Annotated in this window: 24 protein-coding genes; 4 read left to right on the forward strand and 20 right to left on the reverse strand. The window is 67.1% G+C overall.

The genetic code is table 11. From position 1 onward, the window contains the following. Positions 1–305 precede the first annotated feature (305 nt). Positions 306–854 carry a hypothetical protein gene (locus AB4Y43_RS11225; RefSeq protein ID WP_368682760.1) on the reverse strand — a complete coding sequence of 183 codons (549 nt, stop codon included), beginning with the start codon at positions 852–854 and terminating at the stop codon, positions 306–308. 197 nt (positions 855–1,051) lie between these two features. Here AB4Y43_RS11225 and AB4Y43_RS11230 point away from each other — a divergent pair, with 197 nt between their 5' ends. Next, positions 1,052–1,585 carry a TlpA disulfide reductase family protein gene (locus AB4Y43_RS11230; RefSeq protein WP_254340890.1) on the forward strand — a complete coding sequence of 178 codons (534 nt, stop codon included), beginning with the start codon at positions 1,052–1,054 and terminating at the stop codon, positions 1,583–1,585. A 72-nt stretch (positions 1,586–1,657) separates the two neighbouring features. On the opposite strand, the gene AB4Y43_RS11235 is transcribed toward AB4Y43_RS11230, so the two are convergent. From AB4Y43_RS11235 to AB4Y43_RS11275, 9 genes are all read right to left on the reverse strand, one after another. Further along, entirely contained in the window at positions 1,658–3,007 is a 1,350-nt protein-coding gene (locus tag AB4Y43_RS11235) for a sigma-54-dependent transcriptional regulator (protein ID WP_368606430.1), read from the reverse strand. 56 nt (positions 3,008–3,063) lie between these two features. After that, a complete protein-coding gene (locus AB4Y43_RS11240; protein WP_368606431.1) occupies positions 3,064–5,043 on the reverse strand; it encodes an ATP-binding protein in 1,980 nt (659 codons plus the stop codon). Between the two features lie 156 nt (positions 5,044–5,199). After that, positions 5,200–6,486 carry a dicarboxylate/amino acid:cation symporter gene (locus AB4Y43_RS11245; protein WP_254314733.1) on the reverse strand — a complete coding sequence of 429 codons (1,287 nt, stop codon included), beginning with the start codon at positions 6,484–6,486 and terminating at the stop codon, positions 5,200–5,202. Positions 6,487–6,781: 295 nt separating this feature from the next. Further along, on the reverse strand, positions 6,782–7,669 hold the full coding sequence (locus tag AB4Y43_RS11250; RefSeq protein ID WP_368606418.1) for an ABC transporter permease subunit: 888 nt from the start codon (positions 7,667–7,669) through the stop codon (positions 6,782–6,784). After that, on the reverse strand, positions 7,666–8,475 hold the full coding sequence (locus AB4Y43_RS11255) for a taurine ABC transporter ATP-binding protein (protein ID WP_368606419.1): 810 nt from the start codon (positions 8,473–8,475) through the stop codon (positions 7,666–7,668). Before AB4Y43_RS11255 ends, AB4Y43_RS11250 begins: the two co-directional genes overlap by 4 nt. Before the next feature lie 16 nt (positions 8,476–8,491). After that, positions 8,492–9,544, reverse strand: coding sequence for a taurine ABC transporter substrate-binding protein (gene tauA / locus AB4Y43_RS11260; protein WP_368606420.1), 1,053 nt, complete (start codon positions 9,542–9,544; stop codon positions 8,492–8,494). 249 nt (positions 9,545–9,793) lie between these two features. After that, positions 9,794–10,795 carry a lipoyl synthase gene (lipA, locus tag AB4Y43_RS11265; RefSeq protein WP_368606421.1) on the reverse strand — a complete coding sequence of 334 codons (1,002 nt, stop codon included), beginning with the start codon at positions 10,793–10,795 and terminating at the stop codon, positions 9,794–9,796. 13 nt (positions 10,796–10,808) lie between these two features. Further along, positions 10,809–11,723: a lipoyl(octanoyl) transferase LipB gene (gene lipB, locus AB4Y43_RS11270; RefSeq protein WP_368727818.1), complete on the reverse strand. Its 915-nt coding sequence runs from the start codon at positions 11,721–11,723 to the stop codon at positions 10,809–10,811. A 110-nt stretch (positions 11,724–11,833) separates the two neighbouring features. Further along, positions 11,834–12,160, reverse strand: a complete 327-nt coding sequence (locus AB4Y43_RS11275; RefSeq protein ID WP_069265084.1) for a DUF2917 domain-containing protein — start codon at positions 12,158–12,160, stop codon at positions 11,834–11,836. Between the two features lie 101 nt (positions 12,161–12,261). Between AB4Y43_RS11275 and AB4Y43_RS11280 the strand changes: the two genes are divergently transcribed. Further along, a complete protein-coding gene (locus AB4Y43_RS11280) occupies positions 12,262–13,239 on the forward strand; it encodes a transcriptional regulator GcvA (protein ID WP_069265086.1) in 978 nt (325 codons plus the stop codon). A gap of 84 nt (positions 13,240–13,323) precedes the next feature. Here AB4Y43_RS11280 and AB4Y43_RS11285 read toward each other — a convergent pair whose 3' ends face one another. The 10 genes from AB4Y43_RS11285 to AB4Y43_RS11330 form a co-directional block, all read right to left on the reverse strand. Further along, on the reverse strand, positions 13,324–13,617 hold the full coding sequence (locus tag AB4Y43_RS11285; RefSeq protein ID WP_368618097.1) for a DUF493 family protein: 294 nt from the start codon (positions 13,615–13,617) through the stop codon (positions 13,324–13,326). After that, the gene (locus AB4Y43_RS11290) at positions 13,614–14,579 is read right to left on the reverse strand and encodes a D-amino acid aminotransferase (protein WP_368727819.1); all 966 of its coding nucleotides are present in this window, start codon (positions 14,577–14,579) and stop codon (positions 13,614–13,616) included. The genes AB4Y43_RS11285 and AB4Y43_RS11290 overlap by 4 nt, the downstream gene beginning before the upstream one ends. Further along, a complete protein-coding gene (locus AB4Y43_RS11295; protein ID WP_342949557.1) occupies positions 14,576–15,880 on the reverse strand; it encodes a D-alanyl-D-alanine carboxypeptidase family protein in 1,305 nt (434 codons plus the stop codon). The genes AB4Y43_RS11290 and AB4Y43_RS11295 overlap by 4 nt, the downstream gene beginning before the upstream one ends. Positions 15,881–16,149: 269 nt before the next feature. Beyond that, positions 16,150–16,782: an alpha/beta hydrolase gene (locus AB4Y43_RS11300; protein ID WP_368682752.1), complete on the reverse strand. Its 633-nt coding sequence runs from the start codon at positions 16,780–16,782 to the stop codon at positions 16,150–16,152. A gap of 46 nt (positions 16,783–16,828) precedes the next feature. Continuing rightward, positions 16,829–17,155, reverse strand: coding sequence for a ferredoxin (locus tag AB4Y43_RS11305; protein WP_069265095.1), 327 nt, complete (start codon positions 17,153–17,155; stop codon positions 16,829–16,831). Between the two features lie 163 nt (positions 17,156–17,318). Continuing rightward, complete coding sequence (locus tag AB4Y43_RS11310) at positions 17,319–18,677, reverse strand: VanZ family protein (protein WP_368727820.1); 1,359 nt, start codon at positions 18,675–18,677, stop codon at positions 17,319–17,321. 69 nt (positions 18,678–18,746) lie between these two features. Continuing rightward, a complete protein-coding gene (locus AB4Y43_RS11315; RefSeq protein WP_368682832.1) occupies positions 18,747–19,391 on the reverse strand; it encodes an ABC-type transport auxiliary lipoprotein family protein in 645 nt (214 codons plus the stop codon). A 116-nt stretch (positions 19,392–19,507) separates the two neighbouring features. Then, positions 19,508–20,473, reverse strand: a complete 966-nt coding sequence (locus AB4Y43_RS11320) for an MlaD family protein (protein WP_368727821.1) — start codon at positions 20,471–20,473, stop codon at positions 19,508–19,510. Between the two features lie 82 nt (positions 20,474–20,555). Then, positions 20,556–21,491, reverse strand: a complete 936-nt coding sequence (locus AB4Y43_RS11325; protein ID WP_083245276.1) for an ABC transporter ATP-binding protein — start codon at positions 21,489–21,491, stop codon at positions 20,556–20,558. Beyond that, positions 21,488–22,621: an ABC transporter permease gene (locus AB4Y43_RS11330; RefSeq protein WP_069265102.1), complete on the reverse strand. Its 1,134-nt coding sequence runs from the start codon at positions 22,619–22,621 to the stop codon at positions 21,488–21,490. Before AB4Y43_RS11330 ends, AB4Y43_RS11325 begins: the two co-directional genes overlap by 4 nt. Positions 22,622–22,952: 331 nt before the next feature. Between AB4Y43_RS11330 and AB4Y43_RS11335 the strand changes: the two genes are divergently transcribed. After that, positions 22,953–23,864 carry a biotin--[acetyl-CoA-carboxylase] ligase gene (locus AB4Y43_RS11335; protein WP_368727822.1) on the forward strand — a complete coding sequence of 304 codons (912 nt, stop codon included), beginning with the start codon at positions 22,953–22,955 and terminating at the stop codon, positions 23,862–23,864. Next, a partial coding sequence (locus AB4Y43_RS11340) for a type III pantothenate kinase (protein WP_368727823.1) occupies positions 23,861–24,263 on the forward strand: 403 nt, incomplete at its 3' end. The genes AB4Y43_RS11335 and AB4Y43_RS11340, both read left to right, overlap by 4 nt.

Consider the following 24,263-nt stretch of genomic DNA (forward strand, 5'->3'; position numbering starts at 1 on the left):
CTGGTTCTGAGCATGGTTCGCATTACGCCACGATCGCTTTCGTAACCCATTGATTCTTCTACCCTTCTGGATTTACAGAAAAGCGGCCAAAACTAACAGAAAGCCCACAGGACGGCCCTTTCCGGCCAACGGGGCGTTGTTTTCCACAAAGTTACCCACAGCTCCTGTGGGTAACCAGTAAACCGTCAATCAAATCCGATAATTAGCGTGTTTACCTTCAGCGCAACTTTCACTTCGGCCCGCAAGCGCCCGCCGCTGTGTGACCAAAACATCGCGACGCAAGGCGTACTGCGGACTCCCAAAACTCAGTACAGCTTGAAAGATCCGAAGAACTGATCGACCTGCTCGACCGGCGGCTCGGTACGGCCGACGATCGCCACCTGATAGACGCGTGCGCCCTTTGCCACGAGCCGCGCGTGGATCGTGCGCGTCTCGCCGTTGGCGCCCGCCTTGCCGGCCATGCGCATTTCGACGCCCTCGACCGAGCCGCCCATTGCAAGCGGCACCCCCACCGCGTGTGTCTCGGCAGCCGCGCCCACGTTGCGCGCGAGGCCCGCGCGCAGGAAGTCGAGTGCCTTTTGCTGCGTTGCGGGCTGCGCGTCGGGCAGATCGAGCGTGCCGACCACGAACACGTCGCCGGCGACTTCGGCCGTCTGCACGCGCATGCGCATCGGCGTGCCGTTCACGTCGATGCGGCGCTCGTCCTTGTCGGGCTTGGCCGGCAGATCGATCGCGTAGCCGCTCGCATCGTTTGAAATCGTGCGCCAATCGTAAGTGGGCGAGCAGGCGGCCAGCGCGAACGCGGCGGCGACTATGCCCAGCGCCGCCACGCGGGCAGGAACGGAGGCGCGCATCGGTAGATTCAACGGGAGTCGGGCACGGCGAAGGATGTCCAGGACCATGGGGCGCGGTTCGTCACGGAGGTGAAAGGTGCGCGACATTATCCGTCGACGCATACCCGGATGTTGTCTCGCAACCGCTATGCCGGGAAATTCGGCGCTACAATATTTGCGCTCGACACCCGCGCCCTTCGGCGCACGAGGCAAGGCTCATGACCGCTGCATCCCCGAATTCTTCGAACAAGCGTTCCGGCGCGCTCATGCGCATTGGCGCGGCGGTGGTCGTCGTCGCGATCGCTGTGGCCGGCTACTTCGCGTTCTTCGGCAGCCAGCAGCGCGTACCCGACGCCACCTTCACGCTCCTGTCCGGCCAGAAGGTCTCCACGAACGACCTCAAGGGCAAGGTCTACCTCGTCAACTTCTGGGCGACGAGTTGCACGACCTGCATGGCGGAAATGCCGAAGATGGTCCAGACCTATAACCGCTTCAAGGGCGAAGGTCTCGAGTTCGTTGCGGTGGCGATGAACTACGACGCGCCGATGTACGTCGCCAACTACGCGCAAACGCGCCAGCTGCCGTTCAAGGTGGCGATGGACGACGGCTCGGCGGCCAGGCAGTTCGGCAACGTCCAGCTCACGCCCACTACCTTCGTGATCGGCCGCGACGGCAAGATCCTCAAGCGCTACGTGGGCGAGCCGCAGTTCGCCGAACTCGACCAGTTGCTGCAGAAGGCGCTGGCGACCTGATACGCAATTCGCGTAGCCAATAAAAAAAGCAGCGGAAAACCCGCTGCTTTTTTTATGCCTCTTTGTGCCGCTTCACGCCTCGCCGCGCGCCACCAGCCCATAGCGGCGTATTTTCTCGTACAGCGTGGCTTTCGCCATTTGTAGCCGCTCGGCGGCCTGGGCGACCGCGCCGTTGTTCTGCTGCAGCGCGTCGGCAATCAGTGCGCGCTCGTACTGCTCCACGCGCTCCTTGAGCGGCAACGCGTCGTCCTCGCCGGCCGCCGCGACTGCCGACAGATCGTCGGGAATCCCGAGGACCCTGCGGTCCGCCGCATTGCGCAGCTCGCGCACGTTGCCCGGCCAGTCGCGTTGCGCGAGCCGCATGCGATCGCGCTCGGTGAGGAGCGGCGCAGGACGCTGGTAGCGCACCGCCGCGTCGAGCAGGAAGTGCTCGAAGAGCGGCACGATGTCCTCGCGGCGCTCGGCCAGCGGCGGCAACGCGATCGTCACGACGTTCAGCCGGTACAGCAGGTCGCGCCGGAAGGTCCCCGCCGCGACGTGCTCGCTCATGTCGCCCTTCGCCGCCGCGACCACGCGCAAGTCGGCGCGCACCGGCTGGTTCGAACCGAGGCGCTCCAGCACGCCATCCTGCAGCACGCGCAGCAGCTTCACCTGCAGCGAGAGCGGCATGCTTTCGATCTCGTCGAGAAAGAGCGTGCCGCCGCTCGCGTGCTCGAGCTTGCCGATCCGGCGCTTGGCCGCGCCCGTGAAAGCACCCGCCTCGTAGCCGAACATCTCCGACTCGAACATCGGTTCGGGCAGCGCGCCGCAGTTCACGGCGACGAACGGCTTGTCATGGCGCGGCGAAAGCTCATGCAGGCTGCGCGCAATGAGTTCCTTGCCCGCGCCGGTGTCGCCGTTGATGAGCACCGAGGCGTCCGTCGGCGCGACGTTCGCGATGAGCTTGCGCACCTGTTCGATCGCCGGACTTTTGCCGATGATGCGCGGCGCGAGCGCGTCGTGCCCCGCCAGCTCGCGGCGCAGCGCGAGGTTTTCGAGCACGAGCAGGCGCCGCTCCAGCGCGCGCCGCACCGTTTCGATAAGGCGTTCGGAGGCGAACGGCTTTTCGATGAAGTCGTAAGCGCCGTCGCGCATGGCCTGCACGGCCATCGAGATATCGCCGTGGCCCGTCACGAGGATGATGGGCACCTCGGGCGCTCGCTCGTGGCACTGCGCGAGCAGATCGAGCCCGCTCATGCCGGGCAGGCGGATATCGCTCACCACGACGCCCGCGAAGTCGGCATCGACGAGCGGCAGCGCGCTTTCCGCATTGGCGAAACCGGCGGCGTCGAAGCCGGCGAGCTGCAGGCTTTGCACGCCCGCGCGGCGCACCAGTTCGTCATCCTCTACGTAGAGCACCCGGCCGGGCGCGGTATTGACCATGCGTTCACCATGTTCGTTCGTCATCCTGATTCAAAAGCCAGCCACGCAACCCAGCGTCACAACCCCGCGGCACGCGCCGCGCTCTCGGCATCGGCACGCGCGCGGCGCAACGTCAGCACGAAGCGCGCGCCGCCTTCGGGTACGTTGCTCGCCGTGAGCGAGCCGCCGCAGTCGCGTGCGATCGACGAGGAGATCGCAAGGCCAAGGCCAAGCCCCTGCCCCATTTCCTTCGTCGTGAAAAACGGCTCGAAGAGGCGCGGCAGCACATCGTCGGGAATGCCCGGTCCATTGTCGCTCACCGCGATGGCGAGCGTCGCGGCGCTCGCCTGCACGTCGATCGCAATGCGCGGCGACGGCAGGCCTCCCACGGCGTCGAGCGCATTGCCGAGCACGTTGATGAGCACCTGTTCGAGCCGCAGGTCGTCGCTCTGCGCGCTCAGGTCCGGGTACTCTGCGTCCACGTCGAGCGGCACGGTCGGCGCGCCGTCTTCCGTCAACGTGAGATCCACGCGCAAGCCGTCGAGCCGCTTGCCGAGCAGCGCGAGCGAGTTGCGCAGCGCGCGGGTCACCGGTGCACGCGCGCCTCTCGGCCGCGCGCGCCCGACGAACAGCTTGAGCTGATTGACGATCTTGCCCATGCGCTCGGTGAGCGAGCCGATCGCCTCGAGGTTTTCGGTGGCCGCCGCGTATTGGCCGCGCTCCAGAAACACGCGCGTGTTGTCCGAGAAGCTGCGCAACGCCGCGAGGGGCTGGTTCAGTTCGTGCGTGATGCCCGCCGCCATCTGGCCGAGCGCGGCGAGCTTGCTCGCCTGGATCAGCTCGTCCTGGGTGGCGCGCAGTTCCGCTTCGGCGCGCGTGCGCTCCGCCACCTCGCGCTGCAGGCGCTCGTTGGCCTGCGAGAGATCGGCGGTGCGCTCAGCCACGCGCTCGTTGAGCATCGCATAGGCCTTTTGCAGCATCGCGCGGCTGCGCATCACTTCCCTCACGCGTGCGCGCCGCATGCGCCAGTAGAAGCCGAACAGGCACAGGGAAACGTAGCCGAAACCGGTCATGATGGTCGCGTTGCGCGAGGCTTCGAGCACGGGGTCGATCGACGACATGGTGACGAGATGCCAGTCGGGCTCGACGAGCGAGCGGCGCGTTTCCAGGTAACGCGGTGCACGGATGCCGGCGCCCATGCGCACGATGTCGGCGCCGCCCTGCAACACGCGTTCGACGCGCGTCGGCAGCGGCGCGATCGGCTCGCTCGCGTACTGGCGCGTGGCGTCGATCGAGGCCACCACGGCCGGCGGCAGCGGGCGCACCGTGCGGTACTTCCACGCGGGCACCGAGGAGAGAAAGATCACGCCGTTGTCGTCGGTGACGAGCAGCGGCTCCGAGGCATCGGTGCCCGGAAACCATTCGAGATTGAGCTTCACCACGGCCACGCCGACGATCTTGCCGTCGCGCCGCACGGGCTGCGACACGTAGTAGCCCGGATCGTGCGAGATCGTGCCGATGCCGAAGAAGCGCCCCACGCCGCCGTTCATCGCGTCGATGAAATACGGCCGGAAGCGGTAGTCCACGCCCACGAAGCTATCGGGGTCGCGCCAGTTGCTCGCCGCGATGCTCATGCCGTCGGCGCGGATGATGTAGGTCGTCGTGGCGCGCGCGTGACGGTTCACGTCTTCGAGATAGCGGTTCGCGGCGGCCACCCACTCGGGTCTCGGATCGACCAGCACGTCCTGCACGAGCGGATGCTCGCCGACGATATAGGGCAGCGAGTCGTAGCGCTCGAGCGTGCTCTTGAGCGAAGCCGCGGTGCGGTCGCCGCGCACGGCGGCGTTGCGGCGCAGCGCGTCGATCCCGGTCTGCCACGTGAGCGCCCACGTCAGCGCGCAGACCGCGACGAGGCCGGCTGCGAGCGCGAAGAGGATGATGAGGCGGCGCGTCACGTGAGCGGCTTCCAGACGGTCGAGGGGGATGAGAGAGATTGTGGCACACGGCCGCGCCGCGCCGGGGCGTCCGGCTGGACTAAGCGCTTCGGACCCACTCAGCCAAACTGCGGCGAAGTCAGACGAGAAACAAAAACGGACGGCGCTCGCGCAGGGGAAACGCTCGCGCCGCCCAGCGGCCATGGCCGCGAAACATCGAGAGAACAGACATCGACGGGCGGCGCGCCTCACGGCCTGCGCGCGCCCGCCCAGCGCGGCTTACGCGCCTGCGCTTTCCTTCATTTCTTCGACCTCGCCGGAGAGCACGGCGCGCAGCTTGTTGCGGTCGAGCTCCTTCTCCCATGCCGAGACCACGACCGTCGCCACGCCGTTGCCGACGATGTTGGTCAGCGCACGGCACTCGCTCATGAAGCGGTCGATGCCGAGGATCAGCACCATGCCCGAGAGCGGAATGGTCGGCACCACGGCGAGCGTGGCCGCCAGCGTGATGAAGCCTGCGCCGGTCACGCCGCTCGCGCCCTTCGAGGTGAGCATCGTCACCGCGAGCAGCGTGAGCTGCTGCGTCCACGTGAGATCGGTGTTGGTCGCCTGGGCGATGAAGAGCACCGCCATCGTCATGTAGATGTTGGTGCCGTCGAGGTTGAACGAGTAGCCGGTCGGCACGACGAGGCCCACGACCGACCGCGAGCAGCCAAGGCGCTCGAGCTTCTGCATCAGTTGCGGCAGGGCCGATTCCGACGAGCTGGTGCCGAGCACGATCAGCAGCTCTTCCTTGATGTAGGAAACGAAGCGGATGATCGAGAAGCCCGTGAAGCGCGCGATCGCGCCGAGCACGACGAGCACGAACACGATCGACGTGAGGTAGAACGTGCCGATGAGCTTGAGCATCGGGATCAGCGAGCCCACGCCGTACTTGCCGATGGTGAACGCCATCGCGCCGAACGCGCCGATCGGTGCGAGCTTCGTGACGATCTTCACGACGCCGAACAGCACGCCCGAGATGCTGTCGATGAACTCGGTCACCACGCGGCCACGCTCGCCCAGTTGCGTGAGCACGGCGCCGAACAGCAGCGCGATCAGCAGAATCTGCAGGATTTCGCCCTGCGCGAACGCCGAGGTGATCGTGTCCGGAATGATGTGCATCAGGAAGTCGACGCTGCTCTGGCCATGCGCCTTTTCGGCGTAGCTGGCCACGGCCTTGGCGTCGAGCGAATGGACGTCGACGTTGAAGCCCGCACCGGGCTTCAGCACGTGCGTGGCGATCAGGCCGAGCACGAGCGCGAAGGTCGAGACGATCTCGAAGTAGAGCAGCGCCTTGCCGCCCACGCGGCCCACTTTCTTCATGTCCTCCATGCCGGCGATGCCGGTCACGACGGTACAGAAGATGATCGGCCCGATCACCATCTTGATGAGCTTGATGAAGGCGTCGCCGAGCGGCTTCATGTCGATGCCGATGGCGGGCCAGTAATGGCCGAGGATCACGCCGATGACGATCGCCACGATCACCTGGAAATAGAGGACTTTGTGGAGAGGTTTCTTCACGATGGTTCCTGCAAATGAGTTAAGCCAATGGCCGAACGAATCGAGTTCGGGCCGCGACAGGTCGAAACTGGGGATCAGCGAAACCGGAAGAGGGGATCGGACATCGGCTGTCTCCTTGCTGTTTTTTTGTCGCGGCCGGGGTGGCCGCGCGTTCTTATGTGCAAGGAGAATGCCAGCTAGCGCAACCGCTCACGCCATTGATTTATAAGGTTTTTTATCCAACGAACCAAGGCGCGAATCTGGTTTTCCAGAATCGCGCCCTATGAGCGTTCGGATTTCCAGAAAGACGGGAGCCGCCTTAGCCGCGTCCCTTCCACGGCACGAGGCGCCGTTCGAGCGCGCGCATGGCGAGGTCGAAGAACCAGGCAATGAGCCCGATCAGCACGATGCCCATCACCACGACGTCGGTGCGCAGGAAGCTCGACGCGTTGAGCACCATCTGCCCGAGACCTGCCGTCGCGGCGACCATCTCGGCGGCCACGAGCGTAGTCCAGCCGAAGCCGATGGCGATGCGCAGGCCCGTGAGGATCTCCGGCAGCGCGGCGGGCAGCACGACGAAGCGCACGATCTGCGCGAGGCTGCCGCCCAGCGACGCCGCCGCGCGTATCTGCTCGACGCTCGCGCTCTTCGCGCCGGCGCGCGCGGCCATAGCGATGGGCGCGAAACACGCGAGCCAGATCACGACGATCTTGGCCGTTTCGTCGATGCCGAACCAGATCACCACGAGCGGCAGGTAGGCAAGCGGCGGCAGCGGCCGGTAGAACTCGAGCGGCGGATCGAGCAGGCCGCGCGCGATGCGCGAGACGCCCATCAGAATGCCGACGGGCACGGCCGTCACCACCGCCAGCAAGAACGCACCGAACACGCGCAGCGCGCTCCAGAACAGATGCTCGGAGAGCGGCAGGCCCCCCTGGATGCGGCCGTGCAGCGCGTCCGTGAAGGCTTGCCAGACGGCTTCCGGCGTCGGCAGGAAAAGCGGCGGCAGCCAGTGCAGGTGCGTCGCGAGCCACCAGAGCAGCGCGAGCGCCGCCACCGACGCCGCGCTCAGCGCCGCCGTGGGGCCTTCGCCGGGCATGCGCCAGACTTTGGAGCGCGCCGTTTGCGCCGCGTGCGCCTCGTCAGTGCGGGGCAGCGCGCGGGCCGCTTTAAGCGCGACTTCTCTCAACGATTCGTGCGACACGCTCATACCGGCTCCTCGTGTGCATGTGCGCCCGCGTCTGCATGCAGCAATTCCACCAGCCGCTCGCGCCACGCGATGAACTCCGGCGACGACTTCACGGCGCGCGCGTCACGCGTGGCGAAATACCGGCGCGCGAACGGCACCTCGTACTCGCGCTCGATGCGGCCCGGGCCCGGCGTCATGACGACGATGCGCGTCGCCAGAAAGAGCGCCTCCTCCACGCTGTGCGTGATGAAGAACACCGTCTTCTGCGTGCGCGCCCAGACGTCGAGCACGAGCGTCTGGACCTGCTCGCGCGTCATGGCGTCGAGGGCGCCCATCGGCTCGTCCATCAGCAGGATCTGCGGATCGCTCGCGAGCGCGCGCGCAATGCCCACGCGCTGCTGCATGCCGCCCGAGAGCGCATACACGCGTTCGCGCGCCTGGGCTTCCAGGCCCACGAGCGCAAGCTGCTCGCGCGCGATGCGCTCGCGCTGCGCCTTCGGCACGCGCCGAAAGCGCAAGCCGAGCGCGACGTTATCCAGCACGTCGAGCCACGGCAGGAGCGCGTGCTTCTGGAACACCACGCCGCGCTCGGCGCCCGGCCCCTCCACGCGCGCGCCGTTCACGCGCACCTCGCCAAGCGCCGGCTCGATGAAGCCCGCGATGCAGTTGAGCAACGTGGTCTTGCCACAGCCCGAAGCGCCGAGCGCCACGACGAACTCGCCGCTCGCCACGTCGAGGTTCACGTTCGCGAGCGCGACGTTCGGCGCAGCGTCACGTCGAGCGCCTTCGTAGATGACGGTGAGATCGCGGATCTCGAGCGCGCTCATGGGTTGCTCCTTGCGTTCAATGCGCAGCGGCGCGCTGCACGTACTGCGGATCGACGCCTACCGAATAGTCGGGCAGCACGTTCTGGATCGTGCCTTGCTCCTTGAGGAAGGCCGCCGTGGCGAGCAGCGACTGCGCCGCCCCCGACTGCGCGCCACCGCCCAGCCAGGTCTTCGAGGCCTGCTCGGCGGGCGTGGGGAACGCGTAGAGCGCGAGGCTCGCGGGCACTTCGGCGGCATTCGCACCCGACTCTTTCGCCACCGCCAGCACCTGCGGCGAAGCCGCGTTCCATGCCGTGCGATGCGCGCTGTAATCGGCGTCGGCGGCGGCCAGCACCTTCACGAACCTGGCGACGAAATCGCCGTTGTCCTTCGCGAACTTGCGATCGACCACGAAGCCGTCGAAGGTCGCCTTGCCCGTGGCCTTCGCCACCTGGCCCGAAGTCACCAGCACCTTGCCGTTCTTCTTCACCTGCGCGAGCACGGGGTCCCAGATGTAGGTCGCGTCGATGTTGCCGCGCTGCCAGGCGGCCGCGACCTCGGGCGGACGCAGGTTGACGATCTTCACGTCGGCGGGATTCACGCCCGCGTTCTGCAGCGCGACGAGCGCGTGAAAGTGCGAGGTCGAGACATACGGCACGCCGATCGTCTTGCCCTTCAGACCCGCGATGCTCGTCACGCCCGAACCGTCGCGCGCGACGAGCGCTTCGGCGTCGTTGATGTTGTCGAGAATCCAGAAGAGCGAGAGATCCACGCCCTGCGAGAGGCCCGCCGCAATCGGGCTCGAACCGGCTTCGCCGAGCTGCACCGAGCCCGAGGCGAGCGCGCGGATCACATCGGCGCCGCTCGCGAGCTTACGGTAGGTGACCTTGTAGCCCGTTTCCTTCTCGACTTCGCCGGTTGCCTGCGCGTAGCGCCACGGCACCACCATGTCCTGATACGCGATCACGACCTCGCGCGTTTCGGCGTGCGCGCGCGGCGCGCCGAACGCGCTAGCGAGGCAGGCGGCGGCGAATGCGACGGCGGCGATGTGCGGGCGGCGTGCGAATGCAGGGATAGCGCGAGGGTTCATCGGGAGACTCCGGCGAAACGACGTTCGAGTGAATGAAGGTTCCGACTATAGGGAGTCTGGCGGCGACCGGTTCTAACTTATCCGCGTTAGCTAATGACGCTGCTGGAGCATTGCTTTTCGCGTTGAGGTGGATGGTGCGGGAATCGATGCATGCATCGCGCTGTTCGAGCGCGGCGCGACGCAAAAAAGCAAAAAGCCCGCTTTTCAGCGGGCCTTTCGACTGGGTGCTTGCGAGAAGCGGGGAATTGTTTAAACCACCCCTGCCCCATGCGCCTGCAGATCGGCGTGATAGCTCGAACGCACCATCGCGCCAACGGCCGCGTGCGTGAAGCCCATCTTGTACGCCTCTTCCTCGTACATCTTGAAGGTGTCGGGATGCACATACGAACGCACTGGCAGATGGTGCTCCGAAGGCTGGAGGTACTGGCCGATCGTCAGCATGTCGACGTCGTGCGCGCGCAGGTCGCGCATCACCTGAAGAATTTCTTCTTCGGTTTCGCCGAGTCCCACCATCAGGCCCGACTTCGTCGCGACTTCGGGATGCAGCGCCTTGAAGTCCTTGAGCAGCTTGAGCGAGTGCGCGTAATCCGAACCCGGGCGCGCTTCCCTGTAGAGGCGCGGCACCGTTTCGAGATTGTGGTTCATCACATCGGGCGGCGCGGCATTGAGGATCTGCAGCGCGCGATCCAGACGGCCGCGGAAGTCCGGCGTGAGAATCTCGATACGCGTTTCGGGCGATTGCTCGCGCACCTGACGGATGCACTCCACGAAGTGGCCGGCGCCGCCGTCACGGAGGTCGTCGCGGTCCACACTCGTGATCACGACGTACTTGAGCTTGAGCGCGCCGATCGTGCGCGCGAGGTTCGCCGGCTCATCCGGATCGAGCGGATCGGGGCGGCCGTGGCCCACATCGCAGAACGGGCAGCGGCGCGTGCACTTGTCGCCCATGATCATGAACGTCGCGGTGCCCTTGCCGAAGCACTCGCCGATGTTCGGGCAGCTCGCTTCCTCGCACACCGTGTGCAGGTTGTGCTCGCGCAGGATGTTCTTGATTTCGTAGAAGCGCGAGTTGCCCGTGGCCGCCTTCACGCGGATCCACTCGGGCTTCTTCAGCTTCTCGATGGGAATGACCTTGATCGGAATGCGCGAGGTCTTGGCCTGCGCCTTCTGTTTTGCGGTGGCGTCGTAGGCAACGGCGTCGGCGCTCGTGCCAGCGGAGTTTGCGGCGGGGTTCGCGGTTACGTCAGTCATGCTTTCGATCCAGTCAGGCCGCCGGTGCAACGCCAGCCTGCGGTTGCGGCGGTTGCCCGCCTGATACGGCCGCTTCGGCCGGGTCCATCGCGGCCGCGTAAGCGGCCGCTTCCTTTTCAGCCGCCTCTGCGACCGGGTGCGTCCCGGCCGCTTCGGCTGAAGGGTCTGTGGCAGCCGCTTCGGCTACCGCCAGAAGTGTTGCTGCGTGCGCCGCGAGATTCGCCTCGAGCCGCGCCGCCAGCGTGGCGGCGACTTCGCGCCAGTCCGCCCGGACGCCAAGCGTGGCCATATCGACGGTTTCGAGACCGGCGTATCCACACGGATTGATCGCCAGAAATGGGTTCAGATCCATCGACACGTTCAGGCTCACGCCGTGATAGCTGCAGCCGTTGCGGATCTTCAGGCCGAGCGCTGCAACCTTGGCGCCCACATGCAGCGCGCTCGCGCCGCTGGCGTCTTCTGGCACGTAAATGCCGGGCGCGCCGGCCTTGCGCTCGCCGGCGAGATTATACGCCGCCAATGTTTCGATCACGGCGTCCTCGATGAGCGTGACGAGCTCGCGCACCATCAGCTTCCTGCGCCGCAAGTCGAGCAGCAGGTAGGCCACCACCTGGCCCGGCCCGTGATACGTGATCTGGCCGCCGCGATCGATCTGTACGAGCGGGATGCCGCTGTTCGCCACCAGCAGATGCTCGGGCTTGCCGGCCTGGCCGAGCGTGAACACGGGCGGATGCTCGACGAGCCAGATTTCATCGGGCGTATTGGCGTCACGGGCGGCCGTGAACTCGCGCATGGCGTCAAAGCTTGCTTGATAAGCCTCGTTGCCGCGCCAGCGCACGACGATGGACGAACTTGCCGTTTGAGACGCGACCGCGGCCGCGCCGGGGTCGGAATGAATTTGCGAGGGTGAAACCGGGGTGGCGCACATGATTTCGGGAGTTTACCGAATTCGGGGCGAGCGCGCCGGGCATGCTGCGGACAACGGCGGCGATGGGTGGCTTTCCCATCGTCGCCGCTTTCGAGTGACGAGCCGTCAGGTCAAACCGTGCGCCAGCCGTCGCCGATGTGAACGCCTGCGCGCTGTGCGGCGCGCGCGGCCAGGTCGACCACGCGCTCACTCAGGCGCGCCGGCGCGGCGAACCCCACCCACGCGGGCGCGCCGCCTTCCGCGCCGATCCACAGGCGCTCGCCGCGCCGCAGCCGCATCGTGTGGCCGGGTTCGAGCCAGTAGTCGGCGGTGTCGTCGCTGCGCGTGACCCAGACGGTGCCGCACTTCACGCTCAGCCGCGTGCTGCGCGCGACGCGCACTGAAGCCGTTTGACCGGCCGCCACTTCAAACGTGATATCCGAAGAAATTTCTCTCATTTTCGACTCCGAATGACCTGCTTCGATAGCTACAATCGTAGACACCATAAGGGGTCGAGCAAAACGATCAATTTTCACGCCTATGTGAGAAAAAATACGATATGGATCTGCGCCAGCTACCCGCGCTGAATGCGCTTAAGGCCTTCGAAGCCGCCGCCCGCCACGAAAGCTTCTCGCGCGCCGCCGACGAACTCTTCGTCACGCACGGCGCCGTGAGCCACCAGATTCGCGCGCTCGAAGCGGAACTGGGCGTGGCGCTCTTCGCCCGCGACGGCAAACGCGTGCGCGTAACCGACACCGGCCGCCGCTACGCCGGCCAGGTGCGCGACGCGCTCAGCCAGCTCGCGCACGCCACCCAGGAAATCCGCGCCGGCGACCGCGACCGGCGGCTCGTCGTTTCAATGCTGTCGTCGTTCGCGGCGCGCTGGGTCACGCCGCGCATCGGCCGCTTCATCGAGGCGCATCCGCAGTGGGACGTCGAGCTGCAATCGACGAATTCGCTCACCGACTTCGCGCGCGACGACGTCGATGTCGCCATCCGCTTCGGCTACGGGCACTATCCGGGGCTGCACGCCGAACTGCTGCTCGACGAAATCTTCTTTCCCGCCTGCTCGCCCGAATTCAACGGCGGCAATCTGCCCACCGATCCACACGAACTCGCGAAGCTGCCGCTACTGCGCTCGGACGACGAACTGTGGCGGCCGTGGTTCGACGCCGCTGGCCTCCAGGACCTGCCCGAGCCGAAGCGCGGCGTGCTTTACCAGGATTCGTCGAACCTGCTTCAGGCGGCGATGGACGGCCAGGGCATCGCGCTCGTGCGCCGCTCGCTCGCCATGCACGAGATCACACGCGGGCGCCTCGTGCGCCTTTTCAAGGACATCGACGGACCGAGCCCGTGGCGCTACTACTTCATCTGCCCGCCGCAACGCATGCAGACCGAGCGCGTGCAGGCGTTCCGCGACTGGGTGTTCGACGAGGTCGCGCGCTTTCGACGGCTCTACGAGGACGCTTGCGAAGCCGGTCCGCTGATGACGGCCGCCGCCGCGGCGCAGCGCGCGCGCATCGGCGACATGCCCTGACGTCCACCTGGACGCCAGATGCGGCGCACGATGCAAAAAGGGCCGCATATTGCGGCCCTTTTCGTTCGAACGCCTTCTGCCCGCTTACAGCACGATCTTCACCATCGGATGCCCGGTGAGGGCGCGATAGATGTCGTCGAGATGCGCCTGGCTCGTGGCGCGCACCGTCACGGTGAGGCCCGTGTAGTTGCCGCCGCTCGACGGACGCGTCTCGATGGTCGTGGCGTCGAAGCCGCCGTCGAATTCGCGCAGCACCGTCACGATGGTGTCCTGGAATTCCGGATGCGTCTTGCCCATCACCTTGATCGGGAAGTCGCAGGGGAATTCGATCAGCGATTCTTTCGCTGCGGGGGGGTTTGCCTGTTGTGTCACGTTCATTTCTCCACTTCCTGTAGCTCGGCAACTGCTGCACGCAATGCCTGCGCCTCGCGTTGCTTCGCGCGCTGGTACGCCGCGTGAAGCGCCGCATAGACCGGCCCCGGCTTGCCGCCGCCTACCGGCTTGCCGTCGAGCGCGACGACCGCCAGCACTTCCTTCGTTGCCGAGGTCACGAGAATCTCGTCCGCCTCGCGCAGTTCGGCTTCGGCGATCTCTCGCGCTTCGAAGCGCACGCCGCACTCCCCGGCCAGCTCCTCGACCAGGCCGTAGCGAATGCCTTCGAGAATGCGGTTGCTGCGCGGCGGCGCAAAGAGCGCGCCGCCCTTCACGACCCACACGTTCGACGAGGACGCTTCGGTGAGCCAGCCGTCGCGCAGCTGGATCGTTTCGAACGCGTCGTTTTCCGCCGCGTGCTGCGCCATCAGCACGTTGCCGAGCAGCGAGGTCGACTTGATGTCGCAATTGAGCCAGCGCTTGTCTTCAGCCGTCACACAGCGCACGCCTTGTTCGCGCTGTGCAACGCCCGGCAGCTTGAGCGGATTGACCATCGCGAACACGGTGGGTGTGGCCGCCGCCGGGAAGGCGTGGCCGCGCGGCGCCACGCCGCGCGTCACCTGCACGTAGAAGTTGGCGTGGGCATCGCGCGCGAGCGCACCCGCCGCTTCGTTCGCCTCGATCAGACGCGCGAGGAGCGCGCGCCAGCCTGCTTCGTCGAACGGATTCGCGATGCCGACCTTCTCGAGCGAGCGCTTGAGCCGCGCGAGATGCTGCGCGATGCGAAACGGCACGCGCACCGTGCCTTCATCATCGGCGAGCGCATAGACGGGCACGACTTCGTAAATGCCGTCGCCGAAGATGAAGCCGCGATCGAGCACGGGAATGCGTGCTTCGGAAAGCGGCGTGATCTCGCCGTTGAGCCAGACGAGCGGCTCGGCCGGCTGCGTCGCTGAAGCGGGCGTCATGACTTCTTCTTGTTGACCATGAGCATGAGCGAATCCCACACGCGGCCGACGACACCGGCCTGCGGCACGGCTTCGAGCGCGACGAGCGGAACCTGCGCGAGCACCTTGCCGTCCGCACCCACGAACTTCGCCGAACCGACCTGCTGGCCAACGGCGAGCGGCGCGATCAGCGGGCTGCTGAGTTCGACCTGCGGCTTGGCCTTCTCGGCGGCGCCCTTGGGCAGCGTGACGAACTGATCCTTCTGCACGCCGACCTTCACGGCGTCGAGCGTGCCCTTGTAGATGCGCGGCGTCGCCACGGCCTGGTTCGCCTGATAGATGCGCGTGGTGTCGTATGCGCTATAGCCGTAGTTCAGCATCTTCAGGCTGTCCTGCACGCGGTCGTGTTCCTTCGGCTCGCCCATCATCACCGAAACGAGACGGCGGGAGGCGCCGCCCGCGATCGGACGCTTGGCCGATGCGATCAGGCAGTAACCCGCAGCTTCGGTGTGGCCGGTCTTCAGACCGTCGACGGTCGGGTCGATCCACAGCAGGCGATTGCGGTTCGGTTGCTTGATGTTGTTGTACTTGAATTCCTTGACCGAGAAGATTTCGTAGTACTCGGGATAGTCGCGGATCAGGCGCGCGGAGAGCCTGGCGAGGTCGCCGGCCGTCGTGTAGTGATTCGGGTCGGGCATGCCGTTCACGTCGGCGAAATGCGTGTGCGTCATGCCGAGCTTTTGCGCCTCGGCGTTCATCATGTTGGTGAAATTCGCCTCGCTGCCGCCCACGAGTTCGGCGAGCGCGATGGCCGCGTCGTTGCCCGACTGCACGATCATGCCGTACACGAGGTCATGCACCGAGACCGGCTTGTTGGCTTCGATGAACATGCGCGACTCGTCGTTCTTCACGCGGCGCACGGCTTCGCTCGGCTCGATGATCTGGTCCATCGAGATCTTCTTGCTCTGCAGCGCCTCGAACACGAGGTACGCGGTCATGAGCTTCGTGAGCGATGCGGGCTCGACGCGCTCATCGGCGTTGCCGGAGGCGAGCACCTGGTTCGCGGTGGCGTCGACGAGCACCCACGAGCGCGCGTTCACGCCGGGCGGCGGCAGGCCGCCAAGCACCTGGTCTGCGGCCGCGCCGGCAGACGCCTGCGCCTGCGGCTGTGCCTGCACTTTCGCGCCGGCGGGTGCGGGCGTGCGGGCAAACGCGCTCGCGCTCACGAGAAGTGTGGCGGGCAGCAGCGCTGCGAGCGTGACATTGCGGACGACGGAGGAAGGAACGAAAGAAGACGGTTGGCCGGAGGAGAGAAAACGCATAGGTTCAGGTCGGGCTGAATGGGGACGGGATGAACGTAGCGCGCCATGCGGCGCACGGTCGGTGAAAGCCGGAATGCGGGTGCCGTGCATGCGCCGGTCGCGGCGCAGCAAGCACAAAATTGGCGAACATTATACGCGTCACGTCGTGGCGAATTTTCGCTAAGTCACACGTTTGCGCATACCTGTCGTGCATTTTTCACGCATTTCTGCCGACATAAGCGAGGTGACGAAGGGCTAGCATCGGGCCCCGAAACTGTGGGGCCGACGCTTCAGCGCCACGCTTCGACGATGATGCGCTTGAGGATATGCAGCTTGCGGTGCAGGAAATGTTCCGCCCCCGGAATCACGACGACCGGCAATTCCTGCGGACGCGCCCATTCGTACACCGAGAGAATCGGCACGGTGTCGTCGAGCTCGCCGTGGATCACCAGCGTGTCGTCGCGCACGGGCGCGACTTCCCAGCGGCTCGCAGCCGTGCCGACGAACACCATGCGCTCGATCGCACCGCCCGCTTCGAGGTAGCGCTTCGCGACGTGCGAGAGCACGAAGGTGCCGAACGAAAAGCCCGCGAGCACGAGCGGCACGTCGGCCTGGCCCGGTTGCGCGCGCATGTAGGCGATGAGTGCGAGCAGATCGTCCTGTTCGCCGATGCCGTTGTCGTGCGTGCCCGCCGTTTCGCCCACGCCGCGAAAGTTCGAGCGATAGGTCGTGTAGCCGAGCTGCACGAGCGTGCGCGCGAGCGTTTGCGCGACCTTGTTGTCCATCGTGCCGCCAAAGAGCGGATGCGGATGCGCGACGAGCGCAATGCCGCGCGGCGTCGTGCCGGCGTCGGGCACGTCGAGCGCGCACTCGATCTTGCCGACGGGACCGTCGATCTGGAATTTATGTGTCTGGGCGTTCATCGTGCGGCAGTCCTTACGGGTACTGTTTGGCCGTGCATTGGAGCAATCAGCGATCGATTTTCAGGCGCTCGACCACCTGGCCGTTCTGCAGATGCGAGACGACGATTTCGTCGATGTCGCTCTCGTCGATATACGTGTACCACGTGCCTTCCGGATACACGACGACGGCCGGGCCCTCCTCGCAGCGATCGAGACAGCCCGCCTTGTTGATGCGCACCTGGCCGGGACCGGCGAGGCCCAGCTGCTTCACGCGCTTCTTCGCGTACTCCTGCATGGCCTGTGCGTTGCAATTCGCGCAGCTCGGGCGGTCCGCGCCGGGGTCGCGCTGGTTCAGGCAGAAAAAGACGTGGTACTTGTAGAACGAATCGGTCATGGCGTGGGGCACCGGTGAGTGTCGCGCAGTGAGCGCGGGCTTGCTGAAAGCGTGTGGCCCGCCTTCGCGGCAATACATTGCGTGGCGCGCGAGCGTGGCTGCGCGGCGATCCGGTCGATTATAGCGAGCGCGGCGTGAACGCTCTTGCGAGCGCCGCGCGCCCTCACCGGTCGTGGCGAGCGCGCTTCGCGGCCCGGCGCGCTCGCCGCACGAGCCACGCGCGTTCGAGCGAGAACGCCGTCCATGCGAGCGCGGCCCAGGGCCACGTCCACGCGAGCCAGCGCGCGAGGCCGTTGAAGTGCAGGTAGCGGCCCTGGCGCCAGTCCGCGAGCACGACGTCGAAATACGGATTCACGGGCAGCACATTCACGAACACGAGAGCCGCCGCGAGCGCGAGCGTCGCCGCCGCGGCGCGCACGGCGCGCGGCAGACGCAAGGCGAGAAACGCGAGCAGCGTGCCCCACACGAGGCCCGCGAGCGCCCCCGGCGTCGCCCAATCGAAGATCAGGCCGCTTTGCGACTGCAGAAAGGTCGCGCCTACCTTGACGACGAGTGTCACCGCAATCAGCGCAATGACGAGCCGCGCGCGCGGCGCCCGCGAGCGCATGGGGAGCGTCGCGAACGCCGCCGCGCCGAACAGGTTCAGCGTCGTGACGATCGCCTCCCAGCCGCTATCGGGCAGGCGCGCGGCCAGCATGTCGGGCAGCGAGCGCAGATGCCAGGCGGCAGGCGTCCAGGCGAGCACAGCGTCCTGCATCGAGACGTCGAGGCGCTGCCAGAGCGCACGCGCCCACTCGCCCAAGCCGAAGAGGCGCGGCGTGGGATACATCGTCGCGAACGGCCAAAGCCCCGCGAGCACCATCAGCACGGCCGCGTCGCGCTCGAACCAGCGAAAGCGCAGGCGGCGCAGGAAGCCGCGCTCGAGCAGCGCGCCGGTGGCGGGCGCCACCACGAGCGCGCCGAGCAGTGCGCCGAACGCGTTCGAGGCGAGATCGAGATTGGACGCCACGCGCGTGGGCAACCAGGTCTGCACGGCCTCCATGACGCCCGAGAGCAGCGTGCCCGCAATGGCGGCGAGCAACACGGCGAGCCAACCGCGCCAGCGGGGCCACGCGGCGAGCACGACGAGCGCGCCGAACGGCATGTAGCCGAGCACGTTGGTGACGATGTCGAACACCGTCCAGTAGCGTGGCCACGGATCGCCCAGATAGGCGAAGGGACTGAGACCGAGCGACCGCCAGCCAGTGAACGGATACCAGGAGCCGTAGACGATCAGCGCGGTGTAGAGCGCGAGTGCCTGGCGCGAGAGCGTCGAGGCCTGGCGCGGCAGCGGCTCGCGTGCGGCGGCAGGCGATGGCGATGGCGCTGACGACGCGGGCGTGTCGCCGCTGGCGATCGCACCGCGTTCGTCGCCAGCGCCCTGGCCGTTGCTTTGGCCACCGCTTTGACCACCCTCGTCGCCGTCCATCCCGCGCCGCCCGCCGTGCGGGGCGCGCAGCCGGAGCCGTCCCGCTTCGATCATGCCGCTATCCCGCCCTTGCCCCCGATGTCACGCCGCGCATCGCAATCGCGCGACGCCTCTCTATATCCATCAAGGCGTGCCCGCGAACGACTGCGTGCTCAGCCACGCGCCCACTTGATTGGCGAAATCGTCACTGGCCGCCTGCAGCGCACGCACGCCGCCCGCGGCGTCGGGCGTGGGCGCCGGCGCGCGCGTGGCGAACGAGCGCTGCGCCAGCACCCTGCCGCCCTGCATGAGCGTTGCGCGCGCAGCCAGCACGCCCGCGCTTTGCGTCGGGCTCTCGAACACCTGCTCGAACTCGTACAGCTCGACCTTGAGCATCGGCGCCTGCACGGCGTCACCGCCCGCGAGCACCGTAGCGTGCGCGCCGAGCGACGTGCGCAGACGTTCCGTGAGCAGCCGCGCGGGCGACATCGTCCAGCGGCTGTTCGCGTAGCGCGCCGTGCGCTGCGAGTCGAAATTCATCCGGTAGAGGATGCCGTCGTTATCGAGCGGCGGCGGCGCGCTCACGGCCAGCACCTTCAAGAGCGGCCTGGCACCCGGCGCGCCGGGCACCGCCGGGGCGGCCTGGGCGCCAGGCGCTTCCTGCGACGACTGCAGGCCGAGGTCGTAGCGAGCCTCGTTGATCGCCGGATTGCTCGCACAGGCGGCGAGGAGCGCACCGAGCGCGAGCGCCGCCAGCCAGGCTGAGCCGGCCGCTGCAGCGCGTTGCATCGATGGTGGCAGGCGTGATGTGCGTGACATTGCGTTTCCTTCTTTGGCGCGCGGCGCATGCGCCGCGCGAAGTGCATCGAATGGTGTCGCGTAGGACCGTCAGGCAGCGGCGCGGCCTACTTCGTCCCCGCAGTAGCCGGCCACGCAAAGCCCGCCTCGCCGGGCCCGGGCGCCGGCTGCGGCGCGCCGCCGAACAGCACGCTGCGCGGGCTCGTGCTGAAGGTGCCCGCCGCGCGGTCCACGGCGCGCATGGCCGAGCGCACATCGTCGGTGAGCGAGTCGACGCGCGGCAGCGTGTCGTAGCCCACGCGCGCCGACAGGTCCTGGATCGAGGTGTCGATCGAGGTGAGCGCCGCGCCGGCCTGGGCCGCCGCCGTGCCGGCCTTGTTCAGGTTGGTCTGGAACGGGCCGTCCGGGCGGTTCATGCTCGTGATCAGCGTGTTGGTCGACTGCAGCGTGTGCTGCAGCTGCGTCACCGCGCCCGGTAGCTGCTTCGTGGCGGGCTGGAGCTGCTCGGCGAGCACGTTCACGCTGCTCGCGGCCTGCTGCAGGCTGTTCACGGCCTGCATCACCTGCTTGCGGTTGTCCTCGGAGAGCATTTCGTCGATGTCGCCCGCGATGTTGTCGAGCTTGCGCAGGAGCGCGTCGCCGCGGCGCTGGAGCTGGTCGAGCAAGCCCGGGCGCAGCGGCAGCTCGGCCACGCGCGCTGGCGAAGAATGCAACGGCGAGAGGTCCACGCCGTTGTCGTCGAGCTGCACGAACGCGATGCCCGTCACGCCCTGCAGCGCGAGCGAGCCGAAGGTGGAGCGCGTCATCGGCGCCTTCTGGTCGACGAGAATGCGAATGCGGATCTGGCCCGGATGCTGGGTATCGAACTTGATCGACTGCACCTTGCCCACGTCGATCCCGCGAAACCGCACCGCCGCGTCCGGATAGAGGCCCGTCACGCTCGAGCGCGAAATGAGGTCGTACGGCACGCGCACGGCCCGATCGGCGCTGAAGAAGACGACGACAAGCGCGATCACGATGAGCAGCCCTATCGTGAACATGCCCGCCCAGAACGCATGCGGTTTGTTTTCCATCGTCAGATTCCTTCTTTGGCGGCCGCGGCGCGCCGGTTGAGCCGGTCAGGCCGATCGAGCCGGATAGCGGCGCGCGCGGACCCTACCACGGCTTGTACCCCACGGCTGCGGGAGCGAGCGCCGCCGGCGGCAGCTTTGCGCGCCGCTCGGGCGGCAGCGCCTGGAGCGCGCGGCGACCGCGCATGCCCAGAAAGTACTCGCGGATGAACGGATGATCGACGCTCGCCGCCTCTTCCACGGGCGCCGCCACGAGCACCCTGCGCTCGGCGAGCACGGCCACGCGCGTGGAGAGCGCGACCATGGCGTCGAGGTCGTGCGTGACGAGCACCACCGTGAGCCCCAACGCCCGGTGCAGCGTGCTGATGAGCTCCACCACTTCGTCGGAGGAGCGCGGGTCGAGCCCGGCCGTGGGTTCGTCGAGAAAGAGCAGCTCCGGCTCCAGCACGATCGCGCGCGCGAGGCCCACGCGCTTGATCATGCCGCCCGAGAGCGCGGCCGGCATTTTTGACGCGTGCTTGCACGGCAGCCCGACCATTTCGAGCTTGAGCATCACGATGTCGCGCAGCAGGCCGGCCGGCACCTTGCCGAGTTCGCGCACGGGCTGCGCGATGTTGTCGAACACCGTGAGCGACGAGAACAGCGCGCCCTGCTGGAACAGCATGCCGGTGCGCGTGCGCATGAGGCGCGCACGCTCGGCGTCGATGGTCGAAATGTTCTCGCCGAACATCTTGATGGTGCCCGAGGTCGGCTTCTCGAGCCCGAGGATCTGGCGCACGAGCGTGGTCTTGCCCGAGCCCGAGCCGCCTACCAGCGTGACGATCTCGCCACGGCGAATTTCCAGGTTCAGATGCTGATGGACAACGTTGCGCCCATAGCGCTTCGAGAGGTTGTGGACCTCGATCACCGGCTCGCCGATGGTCGGCAGCGGCAGATCCTGCGCGACCTCCTTGAGCGGCGTGGTGATCGTGCCGGTCGTTTTCGTCTCGATCGTCGTAACCGTCGTGCCAGTCGTGCTCATGAAAGCCCCACGTTCTGGAACAGGATCGCGAACACGGCGTCGGCGAGGATCACGATCGTGATCGACGTGACGACCGACGTGGTCGTGCCCTCGCCCAGGCTCTGCGAATTCGCCTTGATGCGAAAGCCGAAGTGACAGCCCACGATCGCCACCAGCATGCCGAACGCCACTCCTTTGCCGAGGCCGATCCAGAGATTGGCGATCGGCACGACGCTGGGCATCGAGCGCATGAACCACGAAATGTCGATGCCCAGCACGATCTTCGCCGCGATCGCGCCGCCTAGCAACGCAATGATGTCGGTCCAGATCACGAGCAGCGGCATTGCGATGCCGAGCGCGATCACCCGAGGCAGGATCAGACGCAGGCCGTGCGAGATGCCCATCACGCGCATGGCGTCGAGTTCTTCGGTCACGCGCATCACGCCGATCTGTGCCGTGATGGCAGAGCCCGAGCGCCCCGCCACGAGAATCGCCGAGAGCACGGGCCCGAGTTCGCGGATCACCGCAAGGCCGAGGATATTGACGATGAACTGGTTCGCGCCGAACAGGCGCAATTGCTGCGCCGAGAGGTACGACAGCACGATGCCGATCAGAAACGCGACGAGCGCCGTAATCGGCAGCGCGCGCGCACCGGCGTTGTAGATGTTTGCCGAAATCTCGATCCATGGCGTGACCTTGGGCTTGCGCACCACGAGCAGCAGATCGAGGATCACGCGCCCGAACATGGCGATGCCGCCGTACAGGTGGTCGAAGAACGAGAAGATCGCGAGGCCGAGCTGCGTGACCGGATCGATGCGCACGATGCGCTCCGCCGGCTCGCGCACGGAGTCGAGCAGGGCGATGCGCTCGAAGATGTCGCGCTGCGTTTGCGTGAGGTCGACGAGGTCGGCCGGCAGCTTGTGGCCCCAGACGCGCCAGAGCGCCTGGCCGCCGACGTGATCCATGCGCTCGACGCCCGAGAGGTCCCAAGCGCCCACGCGCTCTTCGGCGAGCGCACGCAGACGGCGCGCGGCGCCGCCCTGATCGCGGTCGCGCGCGAGCGCGAGCGCCGTCCACTGGCCAGACAGGCGCACGGTCTTTCCGTGGGTGCCGGCCGAGACTTCAAGGCCGGGCGGCGTGTCTTGATTCAAGGGTAAGCACTCGACGGACGGGGTGAGCAAACATTGTAGCGAACGCGCCCCGTTTCGTCGGTCCGAAAGCGCACGGTTGGCTTTCAGACACGAGGCGAACTGTGGGCAACTCTCTGGATAACTTGTGGACTGCCTGTGGGCGGCCTGTGAATTGCCTAAAGATTGGGCAAATTGCGGGGAATCGACGGGGGGCGATTGCCACCGTCACCCTGTGGACGATTCCGTGGATAACCTGTGGGCTGCCTGTGGGTGGCATGTGAATTGCCCACATTTCGGGTCGAAACCAGCGTTGCGGGCTGCTACCCGCGCCTCAGCCACTACAATATGAGACATGAATGCGACGCCCCCCACCCCCGAGACTCCGAGCGCCGGCGACTGGCGCATCGACCGCAACCGCGCGATCACGCTGTTCGGCCCGGCCGCACACGACTGGCCCATCGAGATCGTCGAGGAAACCGGCTCGACCAACGCCGACCTCATGGCGCGCCTGAAGGCGCTGCCGCAAAAGCGCGACGCCCTCGCACGCCCGATCGTGCGCGTGGCCTATCTGCAGACGGCCGGCCGGGGCCGGCGCGGCCGCACCTGGGTCGCGCAGCCCGGCGACGCACTGCTGTTCTCGATCGGCTGCGTGCTGCCGCGCCCGATCGAAGGGCTTGCGGGCTTGAGCCTCGCCATCGGCTCGGCGTTGGTGGACGGCCTGCGCACGCTGCCCGTCACGGCGCCCGGACAAATCGCGCTCAAGTGGCCCAATGACGTGCTGCTCGAAGGCGACAAGCTGGTGGGCATCCTCGTGGAAACCGCCTGGACCACCGCCGACGCCACAGCGGTCGTGATCGGCATCGGCACGAACGTGCGCGGCGAAGATGCGCTCGCCGCCAGCGTCGAGGCGCTCAACGCCGCGGGCGGCAGCGCGGCAGTCGTGCCCGGCACGACGCCCACGGCGCTTTCGCGCGCGTGGCCGAACGCCAATCTCACCGACACGCTCGCCGCCGAACTCAACGCACTCGAAGCCGCGCTGCAACGCTTCGGCGCGGCGGGCTTTGCGCCCTTCCAGGCGCGCTGGAACGCGTGCCACGCGTACGCGGGCCGCGAGGTCGCCATCTACGAGCAGGGCAAGGAACTGCTGCGCGGCACCGCGACCGGTGTGGACGAGCGCGGCCAGTTGCTCCTCGATACGCCGAACGGGCGCGAGACCGTCACGGCCGGCGACGTGTCGCTGCGGCTCGCGGACAGCGGCGCATGAGCCGCGGCCCCTTCCTCCTCATCGATGCAGGCAACAGCCGGATCAAATGGGCGCTCGTCGCGCGGGATGGGTCGCGCCTGCACGCGGGAACGATGAATCATGTGCGCGACGACGGCGCGCAATCCGCGCCCATCGCTCATGAAGCTGGTAGCAGCGAAGAATGGGCGACGCTGCCCCGGCCCGCCGGCGCGTGGATATCGAACGTCGCGGGCGCGGCGGTGGGCGATCGCCTCGGCGCGCTGGTCGAGGCGCACTGGCCCGGTCTCCCGCGCACTGTCGTGCGGGCCTGCGCGCAGCAGTGCGGCGTGACGAACAGCTATGCCACGCCCGACGCGCTCGGCAGCGACCGCTGGGCCGGCATGATCGGCGCGCACGCCGCCTATCCGGACGAGCCCCTCC

This window comes from Paraburkholderia sp. BR10872, from assembly GCF_040965835.1.
Taxonomy (GTDB): Bacteria; Pseudomonadota; Gammaproteobacteria; order Burkholderiales; family Burkholderiaceae; genus Paraburkholderia; species Paraburkholderia nodosa_A.